Origin of the sequence: Xanthomonas sp. PPL134, from assembly GCF_040595915.1 — a bacterium.
GTDB lineage: Bacteria > Pseudomonadota > Gammaproteobacteria > Xanthomonadales > Xanthomonadaceae > Xanthomonas_A > Xanthomonas_A indica.
This window is the reverse complement of the sequence record NZ_JAMDLL010000005.1, coordinates 177363-196559: the sequence shown is the minus strand read 5'-3', so window position 1 is coordinate 196559 and position 19197 is coordinate 177363. Positions and strand designations below refer to the sequence as shown.

The window sequence follows — 19197 nt, the reverse complement described above, 5'->3', positions numbered from 1 at the left end:
ACAAGGCAGAGGTTGCGGGCGTACCGCACAGACGCCGCCTGACCTCACCTACCGCGCTCCTGCTCCAGCACCCGCCGCTGCATCTCGTCCAGGTAGTTGTCCAACTCCTGCACCGAGGTAAAGATCTCGTTCAACGGCACCGCCTTGACCACGTCGAACACCTTGCGAATCTGCGGCTGCGGGTTGACCACCAGCACCCGCCCGTCGCGCGCGGCCAGCACCTTGCGCGCCTTGAAGATCGAGCGGATGCCGGCGCTGCTGATGTAGTCCAGGTGCGACAGGTCCAGCACCAGGGTGGTGATCGGCGTGGCCAGCAGCGGTGCCAGTGCCTCGTCCAGCGCCTGGTAGGTGTGCGTGTCCAGCCGCCCGCTGAGGGTGAGGCGTTGGCGCTTGTCCTGCGCCGGGTCGATCTGCAGGCTCAACGTGGTCATGCGGGCGACTCCTGAAGGGAGGGATCGGCGGGTTGCAGCAGGACAATGCGCACGACGTTGCGGCCGCCGTCGTGGCGGTATTCCAGGCGATCGGCCAGTTGCTGCACCAGGTGCAGGCCGAGGCCGCCGATCGGGCGTTCGGCGATGTCCGCGTCCAGGTCCGGCACCGGCGCGCTGCGCGGGTCGAAGGCCGGGCCGCTGTCGTGGAACTCCAGCACCAGCGCGTCGGGCTGCAGGTGCACGATCACGTCCACCGGCAGCGGGGCGCGGCGCAGGCGGCCGTGCTCCAGGGTGTTGCAGGCCAGCTCCTCGACGATCAGCCGGGTGCGGCTGACCTGCTCGCCGCTCACGCCGTGGCGCAGCAGCGCCGTCTCCACGCTGTCGCTCAGTTGCGCCAGTGCGTCCAGTGCCGGTTCCATCTGCCATCGCAGCATCATCGTGTCGCCTCCCGTGCCGGATCCTGGCGCAGCCGGATCGCCAGCAGGGTAATGTCGTCGGACTGCGGTGCCGGCGCGGTGAACGCCTGCACGTCGGCCAGCACGGCGGCGCATTGCGCCTGCGCATCGGCGCCGGGCTGCAGCGCCGCCAGCAGCCGCGCCTCGCCGTAGGCCTGTTCCTGCGCATCCATCGCCTCGGTGATGCCGTCGGTGTAGCTCAGCAAGGTGGCGCCGGCGGCCAGGCGCCCATGCACCACCGGATAGCGCGACTGCGGCTCCAGCCCCAGCGGTGGACCCGATTCCAGCGGCAGCAGTGCCGCGTGGCCATCGGCGCCGAGCAGCAACGGCGGCTCGTGGCCGGCGCTGGACAGCCAGTAGTCGCCGCTGTGCACGTCGATCAGCCCGCACAGCACGGTGGCGAACATGCACGGCTCGTTGCCTTCCACCAGCCGCTGCGAGGCCGCGATCAGGATCGCGTCCGGGCGCGTGTGCCGGCGCGCGGCGATCTCCAGCACCGTCATCGCCCGCGCCATGAACAGCGCCGCCGGCACGCCCTTGTCGGACACATCGCCGACCACGAACCACAGCAGCCCCGGCTCGGTCTCGAAGAACTGGTAGAAATCGCCGCCGACCATCTCCGCCGGTTCCAGCAGCGCATAGGTCTCCAGGTGCTTGTGGGCGCTGTCGAAGGTGCGCCCGCCCGGCAGCATCGCCTGCTGGATGTCGCGCGCGATCGACAATTCGCTCTGCATGCGCTGCCGCGCCTGTGCCAGCGTGGCGATCTCGTCCAGTTGGCGCTTGATAGAACCGCGTGCGCTATCGAAGGCACGCGCCATCACCCCCACCTCGTCCGCGCGCTCGACGTGCCGCAGCGGGTAGTCGAACGCGCCCTGGCTGAAGTGCAGCGCCGAGTCGGTCAGGTCCTCGATCGGCCGCACCAGCCGCACGGTGTAGCGATGCAGCAGCCACAACCAAACCGCCAGCGCGGCGGCACCGGCCAGCGCGCCCCACAGCACGATGCGGTCCAGCCCGGCCAGGATGTAGTCCTCCGACACGCTCAGCGCGAAGGTCCAGCCGGTGTCGCCCACCGCCGCGCTCTGCGTGAGATAGCGGGTGCCGTCCGGCGCGGTGTGCTCGAAGCGCACCGGCCTGTGGGTATCGGCCGCCTGCGCCAGCGGCGACAGGTCCGGCCGCGCCCGCGCCACGTGCGCCTCCAGGGTGCGGCGGAAGCGCAGCGCCGGGTCCGGATGCAGCACGAACAGCCCGTCCGGCGACAGCAGCATCGGCTGCAGCCCGCTGTTGGCCGGCAGCTCGGCGACGATGGCCTGCAGGCGCTGCAGCGGCACGTCCACGCTCACCATGCCGATCGCCGGCGCCTGCGGGCCGTCGCCGGGCAGGCGCAGCGGCAGGTTGTAGGTGGTCAGGTAGGTGCCGCCGCTGCTGGCGTCGCTGTACGGCTCGGACCACCACGGCGCCGGCGCGGCCAGCGTGCGCCGGTACCACGGCATGCTGTGCAGGTCGAAGCCCATCGCCTCCGCCGATTGCTCCTGCACGCCGCCGGCGGTGCGCCGCAGGTGCCAGGCGAAGCCGCGGCCGTCGTCCTTCAGCGCGCCGGGCTCGATCACCAGCAAGGCGCCGGCGATGTCCGGGTCGCCCTGCAGCGTGGCCTGCAGCAGGGTGCGCAGGTTGAACGGCTGCCGGCCCAGTCCCGCCGCGGTGGCGGCCAGGGTGCGCCCGCTCACCTGCACCGAGCCCAGGGTGGCGTCCAGGCTGCGCGCGGTCTGCTGGGTCAGCCCGGCCACCTCCTCGCGCGCATTGCGCACCATCACCTCGCGCGCGCCCAGGTAGAACAGCAGGGCCAGGCCCAGCAGCAGCGCCACCTGCAGCAGGCTGCCCCACAGCAGCAGCCGTGTGCGCAGGCTGTGCCGCCAGGCGACCGCGGAGGCGTCCTGCGCTGACGAGGCAAGGGCGATGGTGGCGCTCCACGGGGGCCTGGAGCCCGATCATAAGCGCAGCCGCGGCCGCCCGGCACAGCGGCCGCGGCGGCTGTCCCGCGGGGTGTCCCGGGCCAATGTGACAGTCCGTTCCATACGCTGGCGTACGAGGTCCTGCGAGGCGGTTGCGCTACACTTGCAGGCTTCGAGAAAACACATGCCATCGCGCGCGTGCGTGCGACCTACGGGAGCGTTATGAACTGGTTGAACGAGGTGCTGCAGAACGATCCGAACCCCACTGAGACCCAGGAGTGGATCGAATCGCTCAAGGCCGTCATCGATGTCGCAGGCCCCGAGCGCGCGCATCAGCTGCTGGAGGACATGGTCGAACTGACCCGTCGTTCCGGCGCCTACCTGCCGTTCTCGCCGACCACCGAGTACGTCAACACCATCGCCCCCGCCAACGAGGCCAAGAGCCCGGGCGACGCGGCCATCGAGTGGAAGATCCGCTCGATCATCCGCTGGAACGCCATGGCCACCGTGGTCCGCGCCAACCGCAAGCCGGGCGACCTGGGCGGCCACATCGCCTCCTTCGCCTCCAGCGCCACCCTGTACGACGTGGGCTTCAACCACTTCTGGCGCGCGCCCTCGGACAAGCACCCCGGCGACCTGCTGTACATCCAGGGCCACAGCTCCCCCGGCATCTACGCCCGCGCCTTCCTGGAAGGCCGCATCAGCGAAGACCAGCTCAACAACTTCCGCATGGAAGTGGACGGGCAGGGCATCTCCTCCTATCCGCACCCGTGGCTGATGCCGGACTTCTGGCAGACCCCCACCGTGTCGATGGGCCTGGGCCCGCTCAGCGCCATCTACCAGGCGCAGTTCATGAAGTACCTGGAGCACCGCGGCCTGATCGAGAAGTCCGACCGCAAGGTGTGGTGCTTCATCGGCGACGGCGAGAGCGACGAGCCCGAGACCCTGGGCGCCATCGCCCTGGCCGGCCGCGAAGGCCTGGACAACCTCATCTTCGTGGTCAACTGCAACCTGCAGCGCCTGGACGGCCCGGTGCGCGGCAACGGCAAGATCATCCAGGAGCTGGAAGGCGTGTTCCGTGGCGGCGGCTGGAACGTCATCAAGCTGCTGTGGGGCGGCTACTGGGACGCCCTGCTGGCCAAGGACACCAACGGCGTCCTCAAGAAGCTGATGATGGAAACCGTCGACGGCGAGTACCAGAACTGCAAGGCCTTCGGCGGCGCCTATACCCGCGCCAACTTCTTCGGCAAGTACCCGGAGACCGCGGCCATGGTCGCCGGCCTGTCCGACGACGACATCTGGCGCCTGAACCGTGGCGGCCACGATCCGCACAAAGTCTACGCCGCCTACCACCAGGCGGTGAACACCACCGGCATGCCCACCGTGATCCTGGCCAAGACCGTCAAGGGCTACGGCATGGGCTCGGCCGGCGAGGCGCTGAACCCCACCCACCAGACCAAGAAGCTGGACGACGACGCCGTGCGCGCGTTCCGCGACCGCTTCAACATCCCGCTCAGCGACAAGCAGCTGGCCGACGCCGAGCAGGTGCCGTTCTACCACCCCGGCCCGGACTCGCCGGAAGTGCAGTACCTGCAGGAGCGCCGTGCCGCGATGGGCGGCTACCTGCCGCAGCGCCGCCGCAAGGCCGACCTGTCCATCCCGGCCCCGGGCCTGGACAAGTTCGAGCGCCTGCTCAAGGACAGCGGCGAGCGCACCTACTCCACCACCATGGCCTTCGTGCAGAGCCTCAACATCGCCCTGCGCGACAAGGAACTGGGCCCGCGCATCGTGCCGATCGTGGCCGACGAAGCCCGCACCTTCGGCATGGAAGGCATGTTCCGGCAGATCGGCATCTACGCCCCGTTCGGCCAGAAGTACAAGCCGGTGGACGCCGACCAGTTGATGTTCTACCGCGAAGACCAGTCCGGCCAGGTGCTGCAGCAGGGCATCAGCGAGCCGGGCGCGATCTCCTCGTGGATGGCCGCCGGCACCAGCTACTCGGTCAGCAACGTGCCGATGCTGCCGTTCTACATCTATTACTCCATGTTCGGCTTCCAGCGCGTCGGCGACATCGCCTGGCAGGCGGCGGACATGCGCACCCGCGGCTTCCTGCTTGGCGGCACCGCCGGCCGCACCACGCTCAATGGTGAAGGCCTGCAGCACGAAGACGGCTTCAGCCAGGTCATCGCCGGCTCCATCCCCAACGTGCGCAGCTACGACCCCACCTTCGGCTACGAAGTCACCGTGGTCATGCAGTACGGCATCCAGCGGATGATGCAGGAGCAGGTGGACGAGTACTACTACATCACCCTGATGAACGAGAACTACGCCCACCCGGAAATGCCGGCGGGCGCGGAAGACGGCATCATCAAGGGCATGTACCTGCTCAAGGACGCCGGCAAGCCCAAGAAGGGCGAACTGCGCGTGCAGCTGCTGGGCTCGGGCACCATCCTGCGCGAAGCCATCGCCGCCGCCGAGCTGCTGGACAAGGACTTCGGCGTCACCGCCGACATCTGGTCCTGCCCCAGCTTCAACGAACTGCGCCGCGACGGCTTCGACGCCGAGCGCTGGAACCGCCTGCACCCGGAGGGCGAACAGCGCAAGCCGTTCGTCACCCAGCTGCTGGAAGGCCGCCAGGGCCCGGCCATCGCCGCCACCGACTACGTGCGCGCCTTCGCCGACCAGATCCGCGCCTTCGTGCCGATGCACTACACCGTGCTGGGCACCGACGGCTTCGGCCGCTCGGATACGCGTGCCAACCTGCGTCGGTTCTTCGAGGTGGATCGGTACTACATCGCGCATGCCGCCATTGCGGCGTTGGCGAAGGATGGGAAGATGACCGGCAAGGATGTGGCTCGGGCGATCAAGCAGTACAAGATTGATCCGGAGAAGGCTAATCCGGTTGGGGTGTGAATTATGTAGAGGGCGGCTCTATGCCGCCCTCGCTTTTTGTAGTTGATTTGAAAGTGTAAGATGAAGCTATATCACGGAGGATTTAATATGCTGATTTTTGCTGAGGTTCCGCATCGCCGATATTGGATGAGGCTGTGCGAAATGGTATTGCTCCGCCTCAAGGCGGGGCGCGCAGACGTGGGGTGCATTATCACTTCCCAGTTGGATGTCAGTCACTTGGCCTTATAGATTGCCTGCTGTTTTTAGCTTTGTCTGCGATGAGCGCTATGGTCAAAATTTTGCCGGGGCTCGTCATTGAAGCAGGGGTAATCTAGAGAGTACGTCTATGTCTAAATCGCATATTTATGCCGTTGATCTTTTTTGTGGAGTCGGCGGCCTTTCTTATGGGCTGAAAAAATCAGGAATTCAGGTGGTGGCGGGCTATGACTTAGATGCCACCTGTCAGTCGACTTATGAATCAAATGTAGGAGCTAAGTTCATTGCGGCTGATATACGCGCATTAAAGGGAAAGGATATCGCCGCCCATTATCCTGCTGGCTCAATTCGATTGCTAGCGGGTTGCGCACCTTGTCAGCCATTCTCGCGGCATATGCGGGGTGTAGACACCTCAAATGACGAAAAATGGGGCTTGCTAGATGAGTTTCTTCGTATAGTGCGTTCAGTGAAGCCAGAGCTGGTGACTATGGAGAACGTCGCGCCGCTTCAATCGACAGATGTATTTAAGCGTTTTGTTGACGGCCTAAGGCAGGCTAAATACAGTGTGCAATATCGTTCGTGCTATGCGCCCCGATTTGGGCTAGCACAGCATCGGCGGAGGCTTGTTGTAATTGCCTCTAGACTTGGAAATCTCACGCCGCTCCCAGATGCTATTCCTAAAGATGCTCCTCTTCCGACGGTAAAGGATGTGATTGGCGCGCTTCCTAAAATTTCGTCAGGAGAACAGTGCTCAGTAGATCCGTTGCACAGGGCTCGTGCCTTGACGGAGATCAATCTAAGGCGTATTCGTGCGTCTAAGCCTGGCGGTACGTGGCGGGACTGGCCAGAAAGCCTTCGAGCGCCTTGTCATAAACGAGAAAGTGGGTCCAGTTTTCAAAGTGTTTATGCCCGCATGTGCTGGGATAAGCCATCTCCAACAATCACCACGCAGGCTTACAACTTCGGTACCGGTAGGTTTGGTCACCCTGAGCAAGATCGTGCTATTACTCTGCGTGAAGCTGCCATGTTGCAAGGGTTTCCGGAGAATTATCAGTTTGTGCGCCCGGGAGCGCCGGTTGAATTTATTAGCATTGGGAAGCATATAGGAAATGCTGTGCCTCCTCCTCTCGGCGAAGCAGTTGGAAAACATTTCTTAAATCACATCGAAAATTGAGAGGGAACTCAGATGGATAATTCGGAGGTAATAGAAGTTTCTCCTGCACCATCGGAGGAGCCTCTCCGCTTTCAACTTCATCTTAATGTTCTACACCACCTAGGCATGAAGCTATATGCTTCAGCGCCCTCCGTGTTGACTGAGCTGGTTGCAAATAGTTGGGATGCTGAAGCGGAGAAGGTGACAGTTACTATTGACGCTCAGGCAGATACCCTGGTTGTAGAGGACAACGGCCATGGCATGGATAGGGAGGCGTTGCAAAAGCGGTTTCTTAGTGTAGGTTATAGCCGTCGCGAATTTACAGGTTCGGCTACATCCGATAACGGGAAGCGAAGAGTAATGGGGCGCAAGGGAATCGGAAAGCTTGCGATGTTCTCCATTTCAACTAAGGTATCTGTTGTCACTCAGATGTCCGGCTTGGATCCAATTGGCTTCGAAATAGACGTTTCTGAACTAGAGGCCAAGGCTAAGGCAAACGCCGACTATCTGCCTAAGCTGTTCGATGACGCACCGTGTATGCCCAACGGACATGGAACGCGGATCACGCTTGAGGGGTTGAACCGTTCAGTAGAGCGCAGTGTTGGATATCTCGTGCCGCGACTCGCTCGTCGGTTCGGGATTATCGGGCCGCAACATGGCTTTGAAGTTGAAGTGAATGGCAATAAGATTACAAGAGCTGATGCGGGAATTCACAAGAATCTTCAATTCATTTGGTATTTTGATGATCCCTCTTTAGAAGAGGCTATTAAGCAAGGGGCTATGCTTGCAAAGCCAGAGTCGCTTAATGGCAAAGTTGCTGCTAAAAAAATATCCGCCTTACTGCAGGTTGATGGACATGCACTTCAATTGCGAGGTTTCATCGGTACCGTTGATACGCCAAGTAAGTTGGGCGTAGATGGCGAAAGTATTAATCAAATATCCCTTTTTGCCAACGGGCGCCTTTGGCAAGAAGACCTGTTGGCGGACATAGGTGATACCCGTTATTTCAACAGTTACATTGTTGGGGAGGTTCATGCGGATTTCCTTGACTCTGATGACATTGATCGCGCGACTTCGGCTCGTGAGTCTGTCATCCAATATGATCCATATTTCGTGGAAATTCGGGCGCATTTAACACGAATGTTGGCGGAAATTCGAGATCAATGGGATCTGTGGCGTGGAGAGATCGGCGATACTGATCCTGAGGGGCCCGGTCAAATTATCGAGGAATGGATTGCCACTCTTGAGCGAGAAAAAGATCGTAAGCTTGCGAAAAAGTTAATTAGGTCGATTGATAAGGTCGAGTTTTATAACGATGCAAAGCGCAATCGTAATGCGCGCTCAATGATGTACAAAAGCACAATGGTCGCTTTTGAGAAATTGCGAGTTAAGCAGGCGCTTGATCAGCTTGATGGGATCGATGATGTCTTGTCGCCGGAATTTCAAGCCATATTTGCAACACTAGACGCTGTTGAAGAAAGTCATTTTTACGACATCAGTCGACAGCGATTAGAGATAATCCAGGCGTTCGAGGACAAGGTCCAGGGCGAAGAGCTTGAGGGTGTGGTTCAGAGATATTTGCTGGATCATCTTTGGCTTCTTGACCCGACATGGGATCGCATCCAAGGTACTCAGCAAATGGAGTTGCGGCTGTCGCAGTATCTACGGGATAGTTGCCCAGATACTGATGATGGCGCGCGTTTGGACATTGCTTATCGCGCACAGTCTGGTCGTCACGTTGTGGTGGAATTAAAACGACCGGGTGTACGCGTTCCATGGTTGAAAATTATGGATCAGTGCAATCGCTACCGTAGAGCAGTTGAGGAATACTGTAAGCAGCATGGTGCCTGGATGGACGGGGGCGGTGCTCCAGCTAGTGTAGCTATCTATTTTGTCTGTTCTGATAGGTCGCATTTGGATGAAAGAGAGCTCGATTCGCTCGCTGAAATCGGAGCGCGGGTCGTCACCTACGAAACATTGATAGTAAGTGCAAGAGCAGCATACGAAGCCTATTTTAAATCCCGTGGTGAGGCTAAGGGCCGCATCGAAAAGTTCCTGGAGCGGATAGAGGCGAACGAAAAGGCGTCTTTGCCAAAGCTTGCTAGCTAACAATGGAAGAGGGCTTTGTTACTGGTCCCTAGAGAGTAGCCTACCGTAGTTGCCGTGCTGTGGTTTTTATAGGCTGGTATGGCGAAAATAATTTTTCTAACTTTGATATAGGGGTTCCGCTTTTATGGATCGGTTAACTCCATATCAAAGAAGTAAGATAATGGCTTCGGTGCGTCGACGTGATACCAAGCCAGAGCTGCTTGTAAGAAAAATAGCTCACGCCCTGGGCGCGCGATACAGGTTGTACGTAGATACGCTCCCTGGGCGACCAGACCTTGTTTTTCCTTCTCGTCGTCTTGTCATTTTTGTGCATGGATGTTTTTGGCATCGTCATTTGGATTGTCGCTTAACTACAACGCCAAGCAGTAATGTTGAATTTTGGGTAAAAAAGTTCGACCGAAACATCGAGAGAGACATAAGGAAAGAGGCTGAATTAACGGCGAAAGGGTGGTCGGTAAAGGTGATATGGGAGTGTGAAACTAGAAACCTTGAAGGGCTGTCTTTAAAATTAAAAGAAATCTTGTTTCCTTTCCGCAGCGGATGATTGGTTAACAACTTTGGGGGCAAGGATCAGAGTGCACTTTCCTCCACTGCTATTGGCCTTCACGGCTTAGTCAATTGCGTACCGGAGAAAGCACTGTGCTTGGTCTCGAAAGTTCGCGCTGGTCCGAGCTTCAGCACGCCTATGGCGCAGCCGGCGACATCCCCGCGTTGTTGGGGCAGCTACAGACAGTGCCTTCATCCGCGGATGGATCGGAGCCGTGGTTCACCTTGTGGAGCGCCCTTACGCATCAAGGCGACGTCTATTCGGCTTCCTTCGCGGCCGTGCCGCATGTCGTCGATGCGTTGGTACGCGCACCCGACAAGGTGGATCACGGGTACTTCCAGTTCCCTGCCTGGGTGGAGATTTGCCGCGCGAAAAGCCAGACCGAGATCCCCGAGGATCTTCGGGCCGCTTACCTGCATGCCCTGGCTCAACTTCCCTCCTTGGTCGCGGCTGCGTCCTCTCGCGCTTGGGACCCGGACTTTCTTGCCTGCGCTCTAGCCGCCGTCGCCGCTGCCAAGGGGCAGCACGCGGTCGCGGAGGCCGTCCTTGAGCTCACGCCCGACGTCGCCGAGGAATTCATGGAGTGGTTCTTTACGCGGTGACGCGTGCTCAACCGCTAGCGGCAGTGTCTTGCCGGTTCGCTTCAGCAAGTAGTTGCTCGTATGTCTGCACGCGAACGCGCAATCGGATCAGATGCCAGGAAAGCGCGTAAGCGAACAGCAGCAGGAACGCGAGAACGCTCTGCATGATCGTGATCTTGCTCAGCACGCTCCAGTCACCCCAGCGCCAGTCCTTGAACTGCAGATAGAGGGCGAGCAGCACCGGCATGATCCCGAGCTTCTCCATTCCGCCGGTGAACAAGCCCAGGCGCTCATGCATGTTCGTCCGACGGTCACGCATGAAGGTCTCGCGTTGACGGCGCTGCTCAAGCGGAAACGCGCGTAGTGCCTTGACGATGTCTTGGTACTGAAAAAGCTCCTGCTCCATCTGCTCTGCATGCTTGGCATGTGGATGTCTAATGCCAGGCAGCTCACGTTTGATCTGCAAAATGGCGGCGATTGCAAAGCCAATGAGCTCGATGGTGACTCCCGCTGCTGCACAGACGAACCCGGCCTTGCCATCCAGCAAAGTGCCGAACAACATGCCAAACCCCGCGCCCAACAAGCCAGTGATGAAACTCCACCGCTCCACTGGGCCAGCGCGGTTCTGCTCGGTCACTTGCGAGTAGTGGCTCATCACCTCTGCGAGCCAAGGAAAGCTGAGTGCGTGGGCTGCCACACGATCTTCGGAATGCTTGGTAGGCGCTGCGGGCACTTCTTCCATTGCGTTCGCCATGTCTCTACCTTCGAGCGTCCAGCTGAGGCTGTCTACAGCAAGTATTCCGCAGCCACTGATATCGCGCCAGAGCAATCCGATTGCCCAATACAAGGTCTACAAATCGCTATTGACACGCCATGGCGTGCAGTAGCACTCTCCTCTTCAAGGAGCGTCGAAACTCCTCTAACAGCGGTACCCACCTCCGACAAACCGGTGGGTTTTTTGTGCCCGAAGCTCGGGCGCAAGCCGACGCGATGCCTGCGTCGGGAGGGCGGCTAATACAACACCCTTCGGGGAAATACGCCCGCCGTCTGTTAGCGGTTTCGAACCTCCCGACTTCCCGTCCGCCATGCGTGGCGGCCGGACCCCTTCATGGAACGAGGAGGCAACGATGGCGCACGACCGTTTGGACGACGACGACATGCCCGGCTATTTCCTACCGGAGGACAGCCAGTTCCGCCTGGCGAAGCTGCGCGATCACGTGCGCTTCCTGGTCCGGCTGGCACAGCCACGCACGCCGGCCGAGGAGCACGCCGCCGAACCCAAGGTGCGCATGAGCGAACTGGCACTCTGCCTGGAGCTGTTGGCCGAGCAAGTGGACTTGGTACTGGGTGCGCTGTCCTATCCCACCCAGCGGAAGCACACAACGCGCGGCGCCTGGCCCGATGCCACTGTCCAGGCAGCGACGGAAGCCGGCAGCGGCCCATTCCGGGTCACGCAGCAGCAGATCGACAGACTCACTGAGCTTGCCGAGATCGTCTCGGCCAATGCCCGGATGGTGGCGGCCGGCGATGCGTCCGGGCGTGCCGGCGAGCCATTGCCGGAAGTGGGCGATACGCTCTGCGCTGCAGCGAGCGAAGTGCATGAACTGCTGCTACACATCGCACGCCAGCCGCTGCGCGACCCACCGTCCAATCGCGTACGCGAAGATCGGGCGGTCTATGCGCTGGAGTCGACCGCACAACCCGCAAGCGGCGGGCGGCTGCATTGATCCGACATGGCGTCTGCAATGCTTCCAAGTTAGGAGTAGCTGGTCGATGTTTCAGCGAATGAAACTATATCCAACGCGCGCCACTGCTCTAGCGATGGCGCTTTCCTTGCTGACAGCCTGCACCTCCATTCAGGTGCCACCTGCCTACTTGCTCGCCAAAGAGGGCGCGCACGCGACCGCGGTGTCGAAGTTCGGACCGGTGTTCGTGGTCAGAACAGTGAGCGTGTTAGCTGGTAGCTCACGCGCGGCCGAGAAGTTCACTGTCATTGACGAGTGTCGCAGCGGAAAGCTGCACGTCGCCTTGCGAAGACAGGAGAATGCAGAAGCCTATGCTGCGCCAACCTGTGCCGCAGTACTGACGGCACTTCAGTACGCCATCGCCGCGTCCGGCTTGCCTGACGTGGAGTTGAAGCTGATTGTGGATCTGATCAGTCCCGGTCAACAACTCATTGCCCGCACCTCATCGCTTGCAACAGCGGCCAGGGCTAGCACGCGCTATGCATTCGCACTAGACAAGGAAGGGGACTTGGCCGCCGCGAACGTCGTCTCCACAACGGCACACGAAACATTTCACCTGCTGCGTGGCCTCAGCGGCACGACGTCCGAGATGCAAGAGGAAGAACGCCTGGCTTACACGATGGGCGCATGCGCGCAACTGCAGGCACTGGGATGGGTGAGGAGCAAGGATCTACCTGCGATTGCCCTCGCTACTCACGTCAAAGGTGTCTCGGAAAGTGTCGCGGCATCCAATGCCGCGGGTCTTTCGGTGACGAGAGACTTGATGCCGTTCTTGCGCAACGGTGCGGTGACCAAAGCATCGCAAGAAGGCAACGCGATGCAGCAGTTCTGCCTGAAAGCCCTTCGCTGAGGCGGCAGTGGAGTCGCCATGCTGTGGTCGCTTGTAGCTCCTGCGACGTATTCAAATGTTTGTGCGTTGGTCAGCGGTGTCATCCAGCCGTTCGGCGATGCAGAACCGAGTGGTCGTCACTATGCGAACCGGTTCGAGCGCGGACACGAAGAACAAGTTTCCAGGCGGTCCCGCGGCTGTGCCGCCTAAAGAGGACGCCAGTGCAATTTGAGCTTTACCGACGATGCGACCGCGCTCAACGTATGTCGCTCACACCGTTCTGGTAGCTGTGTCCTGCGCCCGCTGCTGCCGTTGAGTCTCATCCTGTTGCTGCGCGATCGCCTGTTGTTGGTTGAGTGCCAATGTTTGCTGCGCGGTTTCCTGCAGTGGCGGCGATGGTTGTGAAACTTCCACCACGCCACGGAAGCCGGGCGTCGTCCCGTTCACCACAAGACGGTCTCCCAACATGTGCACACTATCAATCTTGGAAGCGTCCGCTATGCCATCCTGCTTCGCTGCATAAAGCGCCTTTGCCACCACGTCGTCCGAAAGATGGGCGGGTGTCGCGCCTCGGATCTTGTCAAACATCTGCCGATCCTCGGGCGGTAGCAGCGCCAATGCCTGGCTTTGCTCGGGCGTTCGCTCGGCCGCTGGTGCGTTGCTGGCGTAATGGGACGAGCGCGCTTGTGACCACTGCGCGGCATAGGTTTCCATGCTTCCCGACTGAGCACTTTGCGGATCCACATTCACACGTTTCTCGGATTCGAAGGCGTTGTAGCGCGCGACACCCTGCACTTGGCCATCGGCTCGCATCTCGACGTTGGTGATGCCTTGCTTGTTTCGTTCCGCTTCTACCAGCAGTGCAGCGGCTACCTTCTCGCTGTGCGGTCCATGCGGAATGCTTTGCCCATCTTCCATGCGGTGGACCTCGCCGAGTGTGCGCTGAAATGCCGCGTTTCCGGGATGCGCGGGATCGCGCAGGTCAGTCGGCAATAGTGGCGCTGGGCTGGATTCAATGGCCCCTTGTCGTTGACCACCGCGCTCTCCCGTCCCCGGGAGCGGCGCCTGCTGCGCAGGTGTGGGTGGTGCCTGATCGACCGGGCCCGTTGCTGGTTGCGGCGGACGCAAGACCGGTGCATTCGGATCCAGGTGGAGCAGCCGATCGGTGGTGCCGCCGCGGCTGATGTTCAGATCGACGGTGCCGTCGTGGTTATTGACGCGAGTGAGGTCGGCACGATTCACGTCGCTCCAAGCGCCGCCGATGTAGGCCTTCCCCACTCCGTTCCCATCCATCACGACGAAGTCGTCGCCCGAGGCATACAGGCTGGTGGACTGCGGCCGGGGACGCCCCTGACGATCAGGGACGTTGTAGCCGTAGGCTCCTCCCTGGTCCAACGCTTCGATCAGCGCAGGGGCATTGCTCTTCTGCAGGAACAGATTCTTGACCGTCGTGTATTCCGCGCTGAGATTCGGCCTTGCTGCGTCCTGCCCTGTCTGCGTGGGATTGACCAGTGGATTGGCCAATACGTTTTGCCATGGTTGATATAGCGGGCTGCGCGCGTCCGCATTGCGCAAGGCGTTGAAGACATCTGTCGCTTCAAGGGCGTGCGCAGCGCCGGTCTCGATGTAATCGGGCTCGGTTCGGCTTCGCCCACCACGATTGGGCAGAAATCCGTTGACGACGGTTTGTGCGTCTTCAGCGCTCGTAATCGTTCCCTTACTGATGCCGTCGATGATCCTTGGGTAATAGCGCTCCCCGCCTTGGTTCTCCAGCTTCAGCACGATGGTGGCCAGTTTGGCCTGCTCGTCCAGTGTGGCGCCTTGATAGAGAGCTGTCTCCCGGAGCTGGTTGACCCCGCTACCGGGCTGCATCAACAAATTGACCTGGGCAGTGTCACGCTCATGGACGTAGGTGAGGCCTGCATCCGAGGCGAGGAAGGTATCCAGGTGCGATTTGACGGTCGCGTCCAGGGCTCGACCGTGCTGGGCCGTGATCGTGCGCCCGTTGCGGCCGAGGTCGCTGGCTGTTTGGGTTTGCTGCGCTTCGGTGAGTACCCAGTCCGGATGGGCTCTGCCCGCCCAGGTCTGATACGCCTCCACCAGAGACGCGGCCACCTCGGGATGCTGGCCCAAATCCGTCTGCAAGGTGCCGATGGAATAGCCACTGTTTCCCACTGGGGTCATCACCCCATTGCGAACATTGCCGGCGAAGGAGAGTTGATAGGAGACGTTCTTCCCGCTATCGCCTCCTTCCGATCCAATGCCCACGCCAAAGTAGGCCAGTGCCCGCAGCTCCGAATCCGTCAGTGTGGTCGCCGGCGGCGGCGTGGTGCCCTCATTCCCTTCTGCCATGACACTCCCTCGCGTTGGGGACTACTTCTTCGTTGCGCCTTTGCGGCACAAGCCGATGTTGGTTCTCGCTGCGTGCACGATCGCCAGGTAGCGGTCTGCCAGCATTGGTGTCCATCCTTCCACGGCCGCGTCGTCGTCCTTGGCGGCGTCCTCGGCATACTTGTCGAGTGTGGCCAGGCACTGCGCATACAGGCCATTCTTGTACTGGGTGATGGCCAGATCGTTACGAATGGCGCCTTCGTCTTCCCATTCCAGCGTAGGCAGACAATTCGGCACGACTGGCGCCAAGGTGGCGAGCGCCGCCTTGTAGTCTTTCGCGTCATAGAGACGCTTGAAGGTCGTCCGTGTGCGGTCCAACTCGTCCCGGCCGCAGCCATCCTTGACCCGCAGGTAGGGCGCCTCGAAATCCCCGTTGTAGCCGCAGAAGGTCTTGCATTCGGCGGGCGTGGCGGCCGCTACATCAATGCCCTGCGGCGTATTGGCGAACTTCACCTGGCAGTTGGGTTGGCCCTTGTTCCCCTTGGCGACGCCGGTGTGTCCTTCTATCGCGCCATTCAGCTCGCACACGTCTTCCCCCGTGGTGCTTTCCAGGGAGAAGGTCAATGCTCCATTCTGCTGCTTGATCAGCAGGCGGCCCCATCCCTTGTCGGTGATGTATTCGCCGGGCTGAGGAGTACTGTCGGGCGCAGCTTGCGGTGCTGCCGCGGCAGGCTGCTCCTTGCGTGCTGCCGGCTTCGGGGCATCGGCCGGTGGTTGTGCCGAACAGGCGGCTGTGGACAGCGTGGCGACCGCAGCGCAGACCAGCCAGGTCATCTTCAGAGGACGTGTTTTCGCCATATCCTTTCGCCGATCCTGTCTTCCCTGCTGCTCTTTAACGCGCGATGCGGCTACGCGTCAAGTCGGTGTGTCCCTGCGCGGGCTGGCCTGCGGGTGGCTATCTGGTGGGAGGTCTGTGGAGCGCCGGGAGACCGATTGCTATCTTCCCTGCCTACCAGCCGCAGGCCATGTACAAGGGGTGACCGATGATGAAGCAGCACCGACGCGGGCGGCGCTTGTCGCTGGTCGCGCGAGTTATGGCGATTGGGTTGATGACCTCGTGTGCGGGCTCCGCTTACGCAAGCAAGTCCACCACATTCTCCGGCGAGTGGGGTTACGCCAAGAGATGCGACTTGGGCCATTACGTGGGCCTGCATCTGCAGCAGGATGGCGATCGCGTCACCGGAGATTGGAGCGAGGGAACCAACGCGCACGGCCATGATGGGCAGTTGCAGGGGGAAGTACGCGGGGGCATGTTGTATATCCGCTATTGCAGCAAAGATGGAGGAAAAGGCTACGCCGCATGCCCCGCGTTCTCAGGACCAGAAGATCGGTTCCGGCTACAAAATGGACTGCTTGTTCGCTATCAGAAGTACGGTTCCGGTTATCGGCGCGACGTTGCGCTTCATCCTAGTGTCGCAGGGAAGGATGTGCCTTTCGATCAAGAGTGCATGGATCAAGAAGATGGGCTCGACCAGCCCTGACAATTCCTTGCGGCCGAAGCAAGCAGCGTCCCTACGCGCTGGCGTGAGAATGAAATTCGGCGCTTCTATGGAATAAACATTGAGGTGATTTCATGGCGAAATCAAAGCAAGCGCTTTGCATGGTCTTCATCGCCGCGACGCTGCAACTGACAGGATGCCAGCCCGAATCGGCTCAATCAGTGGCAGCTAGCCGAGCGCCACATGGCAAGGAGCCACCTGCAGCGAGGACGACCGTGCCGCTGGTCAGGAAGCTCAGTCCGCAACTCCTGTCTGACGCCATCACGCTCGATTTCGCTGTTCCTCCCCAGGAGGATGACCCTGAACCGCCGATTTTCATCGGATTGCGGGTCGCTGCTGCAGATGGGGAGGCGGCAGCGGCTAAGGTCGATCGCCTACGCGATGCCGGCGTGACCGCTCAGTTGCACCTCTATCGATTGACAGAGGCGGGCGAGCAGCCGGTGGTATTGCAGCGGAGCGAAGAAATAGGGCGTACCGAATATCGAGTCGTGGCCTTGGATCGCGATGGGCATGTGCCACGTATCTTCGCGGCAGATGCGGACGTCACAACGATGGAAGCCGCGGGGTTGGTTGCTCCGAATGTCACCTACCGCGAATTGGACATGGCTTTTATACGGGATACGGCGCCCGGCCGATACCGGGTGTCCGTCCGCTTCGAAGGTAATGTCAGTGCCTTGGAAGAAGCTGGATCGGAACTGTTGGTCGCCTTCACGAGGAAGGCGAAATAGGAGCGCGCCTGACGATGACCCGTGGCAGGTCAGGCGTTGGCTAGTTGGAAGGGCAATTTCACAGATGACAGATCGACTAAGGCGGGAAGAATGACAGAAGTGCGATGGTGGCTGATCGCGGCATTCCTGGGTGGGGGGATGAATGTTTCTGCTGCCCGCGCCGTCGAAGTAGATCAGGGTGACCTACTTTGCAGCCAAGCCAGCGATTGGACTGATGGAGCGTCGGTGGGTGTAAAACAGATGACCCCGATGGTCGTAGAAAGTGATGCAGGCCGTACCTATCATTTCGATCTGGACGGAAGCGCCGGACTTCAAACGCTGAACGCTAGCTGCGGATGGGGGAGCTACGCGGAGTGCGCCTTCACCGCTCGCCGGTCGGACGGCAAGGCCTACCAGTTCTCGGGCCTCTCCAGCTTCGGCCTATGGAAATCCATGGATGGCTTTTACTTGCTGTACCGCATCGTGTCTCCCAAGGGAGAAGCGGAGGCCCGCAAGCGCCGCATAGTGAAGTTGGATGATCCGCCGAGAGAGGTTTGCAACCAGATCGGCGACTATTCGGATCTCATGTAGGTCCATAGGCGGTCTATCCGCCCATGCCCAAGTAGATGCCTCGCTCCCACGATGCGCTAGCATCCCCCGCACACGACGGCGCGCGGCGCCGTCCTTCAGGGGGACATCGATGAAACATTCCATGCTGGCCGCCGCCGTGGCGGCCTTGCTGTGCGGCTGTACCGTGGTCTCACCCGATCCGGGGCAGCAGGCGGTGCTGGTGGACAAGCCGCTGCTGTTCGGCAAGGGCGGCATCCGCCTGGACGATGTGCGCGATCCCGGCCGCACCTACACCTGGATGACGACGTCGGCGGTGTACGTGGACACCACGCCGCAGACGGTGCAGGTGGCCTTCGACGACTTCTCGTCCAGCGACAACATCCTGTTGGACTTCTCCACGCAGATCCAATACCGGATCACCGCGCCGGCGCGGCTGCTGTCCGGCTTCGGCCAGGACTGGTTCAAGAACAACGTCGCCAGCCAGTACGCGGCGATCGTGCGCGACCAGGTCAAACGCTACGACATGACGCGGATGATGAGCGACCCGGACACGGCGCGGAAGATCGACGATTCGGTCACCGAGAACGTGCGTGCCCTGGTCAAGGAGCAGGGCCTGCCGATCCAGATCCAGAACATCACCCTCGGCCGCGCCCGTCCCAATCCTGATGTGTTGCAGCAGATGAACCTGACCGCGGCGCAGCAGCAGCGGGTCAAGACCCTGGTGGAAGCCACCACCGCCGAGCGTCAGCGTGAACAGGAGCAGGTGGCCAAGGCCGATGCGGACAACGCCTACCGCAACCGCATGGGCCTGACTCCGGAGCAGTACCTGGCCAGCCAGATCGCCGAAATCAACGCTGAGGCCTGCGCCAAGGCGCAGGCCTGCTACATGGTGCCGTCGGGAACGTCGGTGATCGCCAAGTAGCGCGACGCGGTAGAGGCGGGCCCGGGTGGTCCGCCGTTTGCGGATATCGGTGGTGGCATGCGCGTCGCGAATGCGGCGCGCCGGTGGCGGTTGTCGCGATGCCGCGGGTCTGCCACTGTGACGGCTGAGTCCTGCGAGGAGATCCGCAGATGGAATCCACTCCGTCCCCCGTGTCGTAGCGCCCGCCGGCGACCAGCCTGT

At 61.0% G+C, this 19197-nt stretch carries 17 protein-coding genes; 11 read left to right on the top strand and 6 right to left on the bottom strand.

Annotation, left to right across the window (positions count from 1 at the left end; translation table 11 throughout):
- Window positions 1-44: 44 nt before the first annotated feature.
- From M3U25_RS12405 to M3U25_RS12395, 3 genes are read right to left on the bottom strand one after another with little or no spacing between them, the layout of a single operon-like run.
- Window positions 45-431, bottom strand: a complete 387-nt coding sequence (locus tag M3U25_RS12405) for an STAS domain-containing protein (RefSeq protein ID WP_355500986.1) — start codon at window positions 429-431, stop codon at window positions 45-47.
- A complete protein-coding gene (locus tag M3U25_RS12400) occupies window positions 428-868 on the bottom strand; it encodes an ATP-binding protein (protein ID WP_355500989.1) in 441 nt (146 codons plus the stop codon). Before M3U25_RS12400 ends, M3U25_RS12405 begins: the two co-directional genes overlap by 4 nt.
- Window positions 865-2841: a SpoIIE family protein phosphatase gene (locus M3U25_RS12395; RefSeq protein ID WP_355501429.1), complete on the bottom strand. Its 1977-nt coding sequence runs from the start codon at window positions 2839-2841 to the stop codon at window positions 865-867. Before M3U25_RS12395 ends, M3U25_RS12400 begins: the two co-directional genes overlap by 4 nt.
- Window positions 2842-3057: 216 nt before the next feature.
- Between M3U25_RS12395 and aceE the strand changes: the two genes are divergently transcribed.
- The 5 genes from aceE (at window position 3058) to M3U25_RS12370 (ending at window position 10354) form a co-directional block, all read left to right on the top strand.
- Window positions 3058-5748, top strand: a complete 2691-nt coding sequence (aceE, locus tag M3U25_RS12390; protein WP_355500992.1) for a pyruvate dehydrogenase (acetyl-transferring), homodimeric type — start codon at window positions 3058-3060, stop codon at window positions 5746-5748.
- Window positions 5749-6073: 325 nt separating this feature from the next.
- A complete protein-coding gene (locus tag M3U25_RS12385) occupies window positions 6074-7117 on the top strand; it encodes a DNA cytosine methyltransferase (protein WP_355500995.1) in 1044 nt (347 codons plus the stop codon).
- A gap of 105 nt (window positions 7118-7222) precedes the next feature.
- Entirely contained in the window at window positions 7223-9205 is a 1983-nt protein-coding gene (locus M3U25_RS12380) for an ATP-binding protein (protein ID WP_355500998.1), read from the top strand.
- Window positions 9206-9329: 124 nt separating this feature from the next.
- Complete coding sequence (gene vsr, locus M3U25_RS12375; RefSeq protein ID WP_355501001.1) at window positions 9330-9749, top strand: DNA mismatch endonuclease Vsr; 420 nt, start codon at window positions 9330-9332, stop codon at window positions 9747-9749.
- A 95-nt stretch (window positions 9750-9844) separates the two neighbouring features.
- The gene (locus tag M3U25_RS12370) at window positions 9845-10354 is read left to right on the top strand and encodes a hypothetical protein (protein WP_355501004.1); all 510 of its coding nucleotides are present in this window, start codon (window positions 9845-9847) and stop codon (window positions 10352-10354) included.
- A 7-nt stretch (window positions 10355-10361) separates the two neighbouring features.
- On the opposite strand, the gene M3U25_RS12365 is transcribed toward M3U25_RS12370, so the two are convergent.
- Complete coding sequence (locus M3U25_RS12365; protein ID WP_355501007.1) at window positions 10362-11087, bottom strand: hypothetical protein; 726 nt, start codon at window positions 11085-11087, stop codon at window positions 10362-10364.
- 373 nt (window positions 11088-11460) lie between these two features.
- Here M3U25_RS12365 and M3U25_RS12360 point away from each other — a divergent pair, with 373 nt between their 5' ends.
- Together M3U25_RS12360 and M3U25_RS12355 are read left to right on the top strand one after the other, a co-directional pair.
- Complete coding sequence (locus M3U25_RS12360) at window positions 11461-12060, top strand: hypothetical protein (RefSeq protein WP_355501010.1); 600 nt, start codon at window positions 11461-11463, stop codon at window positions 12058-12060.
- Window positions 12061-12118: 58 nt separating this feature from the next.
- Window positions 12119-12928: a hypothetical protein gene (locus tag M3U25_RS12355; RefSeq protein WP_355501013.1), complete on the top strand. Its 810-nt coding sequence runs from the start codon at window positions 12119-12121 to the stop codon at window positions 12926-12928.
- Between the two features lie 249 nt (window positions 12929-13177).
- On the opposite strand, the gene M3U25_RS12350 is transcribed toward M3U25_RS12355, so the two are convergent.
- Both M3U25_RS12350 and M3U25_RS12345 read right to left on the bottom strand, forming a co-directional pair.
- The gene (locus M3U25_RS12350) at window positions 13178-15259 is read right to left on the bottom strand and encodes an XVIPCD domain-containing protein (protein WP_355501016.1); all 2082 of its coding nucleotides are present in this window, start codon (window positions 15257-15259) and stop codon (window positions 13178-13180) included.
- 21 nt (window positions 15260-15280) lie between these two features.
- Window positions 15281-16072: a hypothetical protein gene (locus tag M3U25_RS12345; protein ID WP_355501020.1), complete on the bottom strand. Its 792-nt coding sequence runs from the start codon at window positions 16070-16072 to the stop codon at window positions 15281-15283.
- 209 nt (window positions 16073-16281) lie between these two features.
- Here M3U25_RS12345 and M3U25_RS12340 point away from each other — a divergent pair, with 209 nt between their 5' ends.
- The 4 genes from M3U25_RS12340 to M3U25_RS12325 all read left to right on the top strand — a co-directional run bounded on the left by M3U25_RS12340 (window position 16282) and on the right by M3U25_RS12325 (window position 18996).
- Window positions 16282-16779 carry a hypothetical protein gene (locus M3U25_RS12340; protein WP_355501023.1) on the top strand — a complete coding sequence of 166 codons (498 nt, stop codon included), beginning with the start codon at window positions 16282-16284 and terminating at the stop codon, window positions 16777-16779.
- Window positions 16780-16871: 92 nt separating this feature from the next.
- Window positions 16872-17525 (top strand): hypothetical protein, encoded by a 654-nt coding sequence (locus M3U25_RS12335; RefSeq protein ID WP_355588609.1) that lies wholly within the window; start codon window positions 16872-16874, stop codon window positions 17523-17525.
- Between the two features lie 90 nt (window positions 17526-17615).
- Window positions 17616-18095, top strand: coding sequence for a hypothetical protein (locus M3U25_RS12330; RefSeq protein WP_355501029.1), 480 nt, complete (start codon window positions 17616-17618; stop codon window positions 18093-18095).
- Window positions 18096-18216: 121 nt separating this feature from the next.
- Window positions 18217-18996, top strand: coding sequence for an SPFH domain-containing protein (locus M3U25_RS12325; RefSeq protein WP_019797028.1), 780 nt, complete (start codon window positions 18217-18219; stop codon window positions 18994-18996).
- Window positions 18997-19197 lie beyond the last annotated feature (201 nt).

Excerpts from the sequence above, each read along its gene's own strand:
- M3U25_RS12355 (WP_355501013.1), top strand. The coding sequence starts at position 12,119 with ATGAAACTATATCCAACGCGCGCCACTGCTCTAGCGATGGCGCTTTCC.
- M3U25_RS12335 (WP_355588609.1), top strand. The coding sequence starts at position 16,872 with ATGGCGAAATCAAAGCAAGCGCTTTGCATGGTCTTCATCGCCGCGACG.
- M3U25_RS12380 (WP_355500998.1), top strand. The coding sequence starts at position 7,223 with ATGAAGCTATATGCTTCAGCGCCCTCCGTGTTGACTGAGCTGGTTGCA.
- M3U25_RS12345 (WP_355501020.1), bottom strand. The coding sequence starts at position 16,072 with ATGACCTGGCTGGTCTGCGCTGCGGTCGCCACGCTGTCCACAGCCGCC.
- M3U25_RS12365 (WP_355501007.1), bottom strand. The coding sequence starts at position 11,087 with ATGGCGAACGCAATGGAAGAAGTGCCCGCAGCGCCTACCAAGCATTCC.
- aceE (WP_355500992.1), top strand. The coding sequence starts at position 3,058 with ATGAACTGGTTGAACGAGGTGCTGCAGAACGATCCGAACCCCACTGAG.
- M3U25_RS12360 (WP_355501010.1), top strand. The coding sequence starts at position 11,461 with ATGGCGCACGACCGTTTGGACGACGACGACATGCCCGGCTATTTCCTA.
- vsr (WP_355501001.1), top strand. The coding sequence starts at position 9,330 with ATGGATCGGTTAACTCCATATCAAAGAAGTAAGATAATGGCTTCGGTG.
- M3U25_RS12400 (WP_355500989.1), bottom strand. The coding sequence starts at position 868 with ATGATGCTGCGATGGCAGATGGAACCGGCACTGGACGCACTGGCGCAA.
- M3U25_RS12325 (WP_019797028.1), top strand. The coding sequence starts at position 18,217 with ATGCTGGCCGCCGCCGTGGCGGCCTTGCTGTGCGGCTGTACCGTGGTC.
- M3U25_RS12385 (WP_355500995.1), top strand. The coding sequence starts at position 6,074 with ATGTCTAAATCGCATATTTATGCCGTTGATCTTTTTTGTGGAGTCGGC.
- M3U25_RS12405 (WP_355500986.1), bottom strand. The coding sequence starts at position 431 with ATGACCACGTTGAGCCTGCAGATCGACCCGGCGCAGGACAAGCGCCAA.
- M3U25_RS12350 (WP_355501016.1), bottom strand. The coding sequence starts at position 15,259 with ATGGCAGAAGGGAATGAGGGCACCACGCCGCCGCCGGCGACCACACTG.
- M3U25_RS12340 (WP_355501023.1), top strand. The coding sequence starts at position 16,282 with ATGATGAAGCAGCACCGACGCGGGCGGCGCTTGTCGCTGGTCGCGCGA.
- M3U25_RS12330 (WP_355501029.1), top strand. The coding sequence starts at position 17,616 with ATGACAGAAGTGCGATGGTGGCTGATCGCGGCATTCCTGGGTGGGGGG.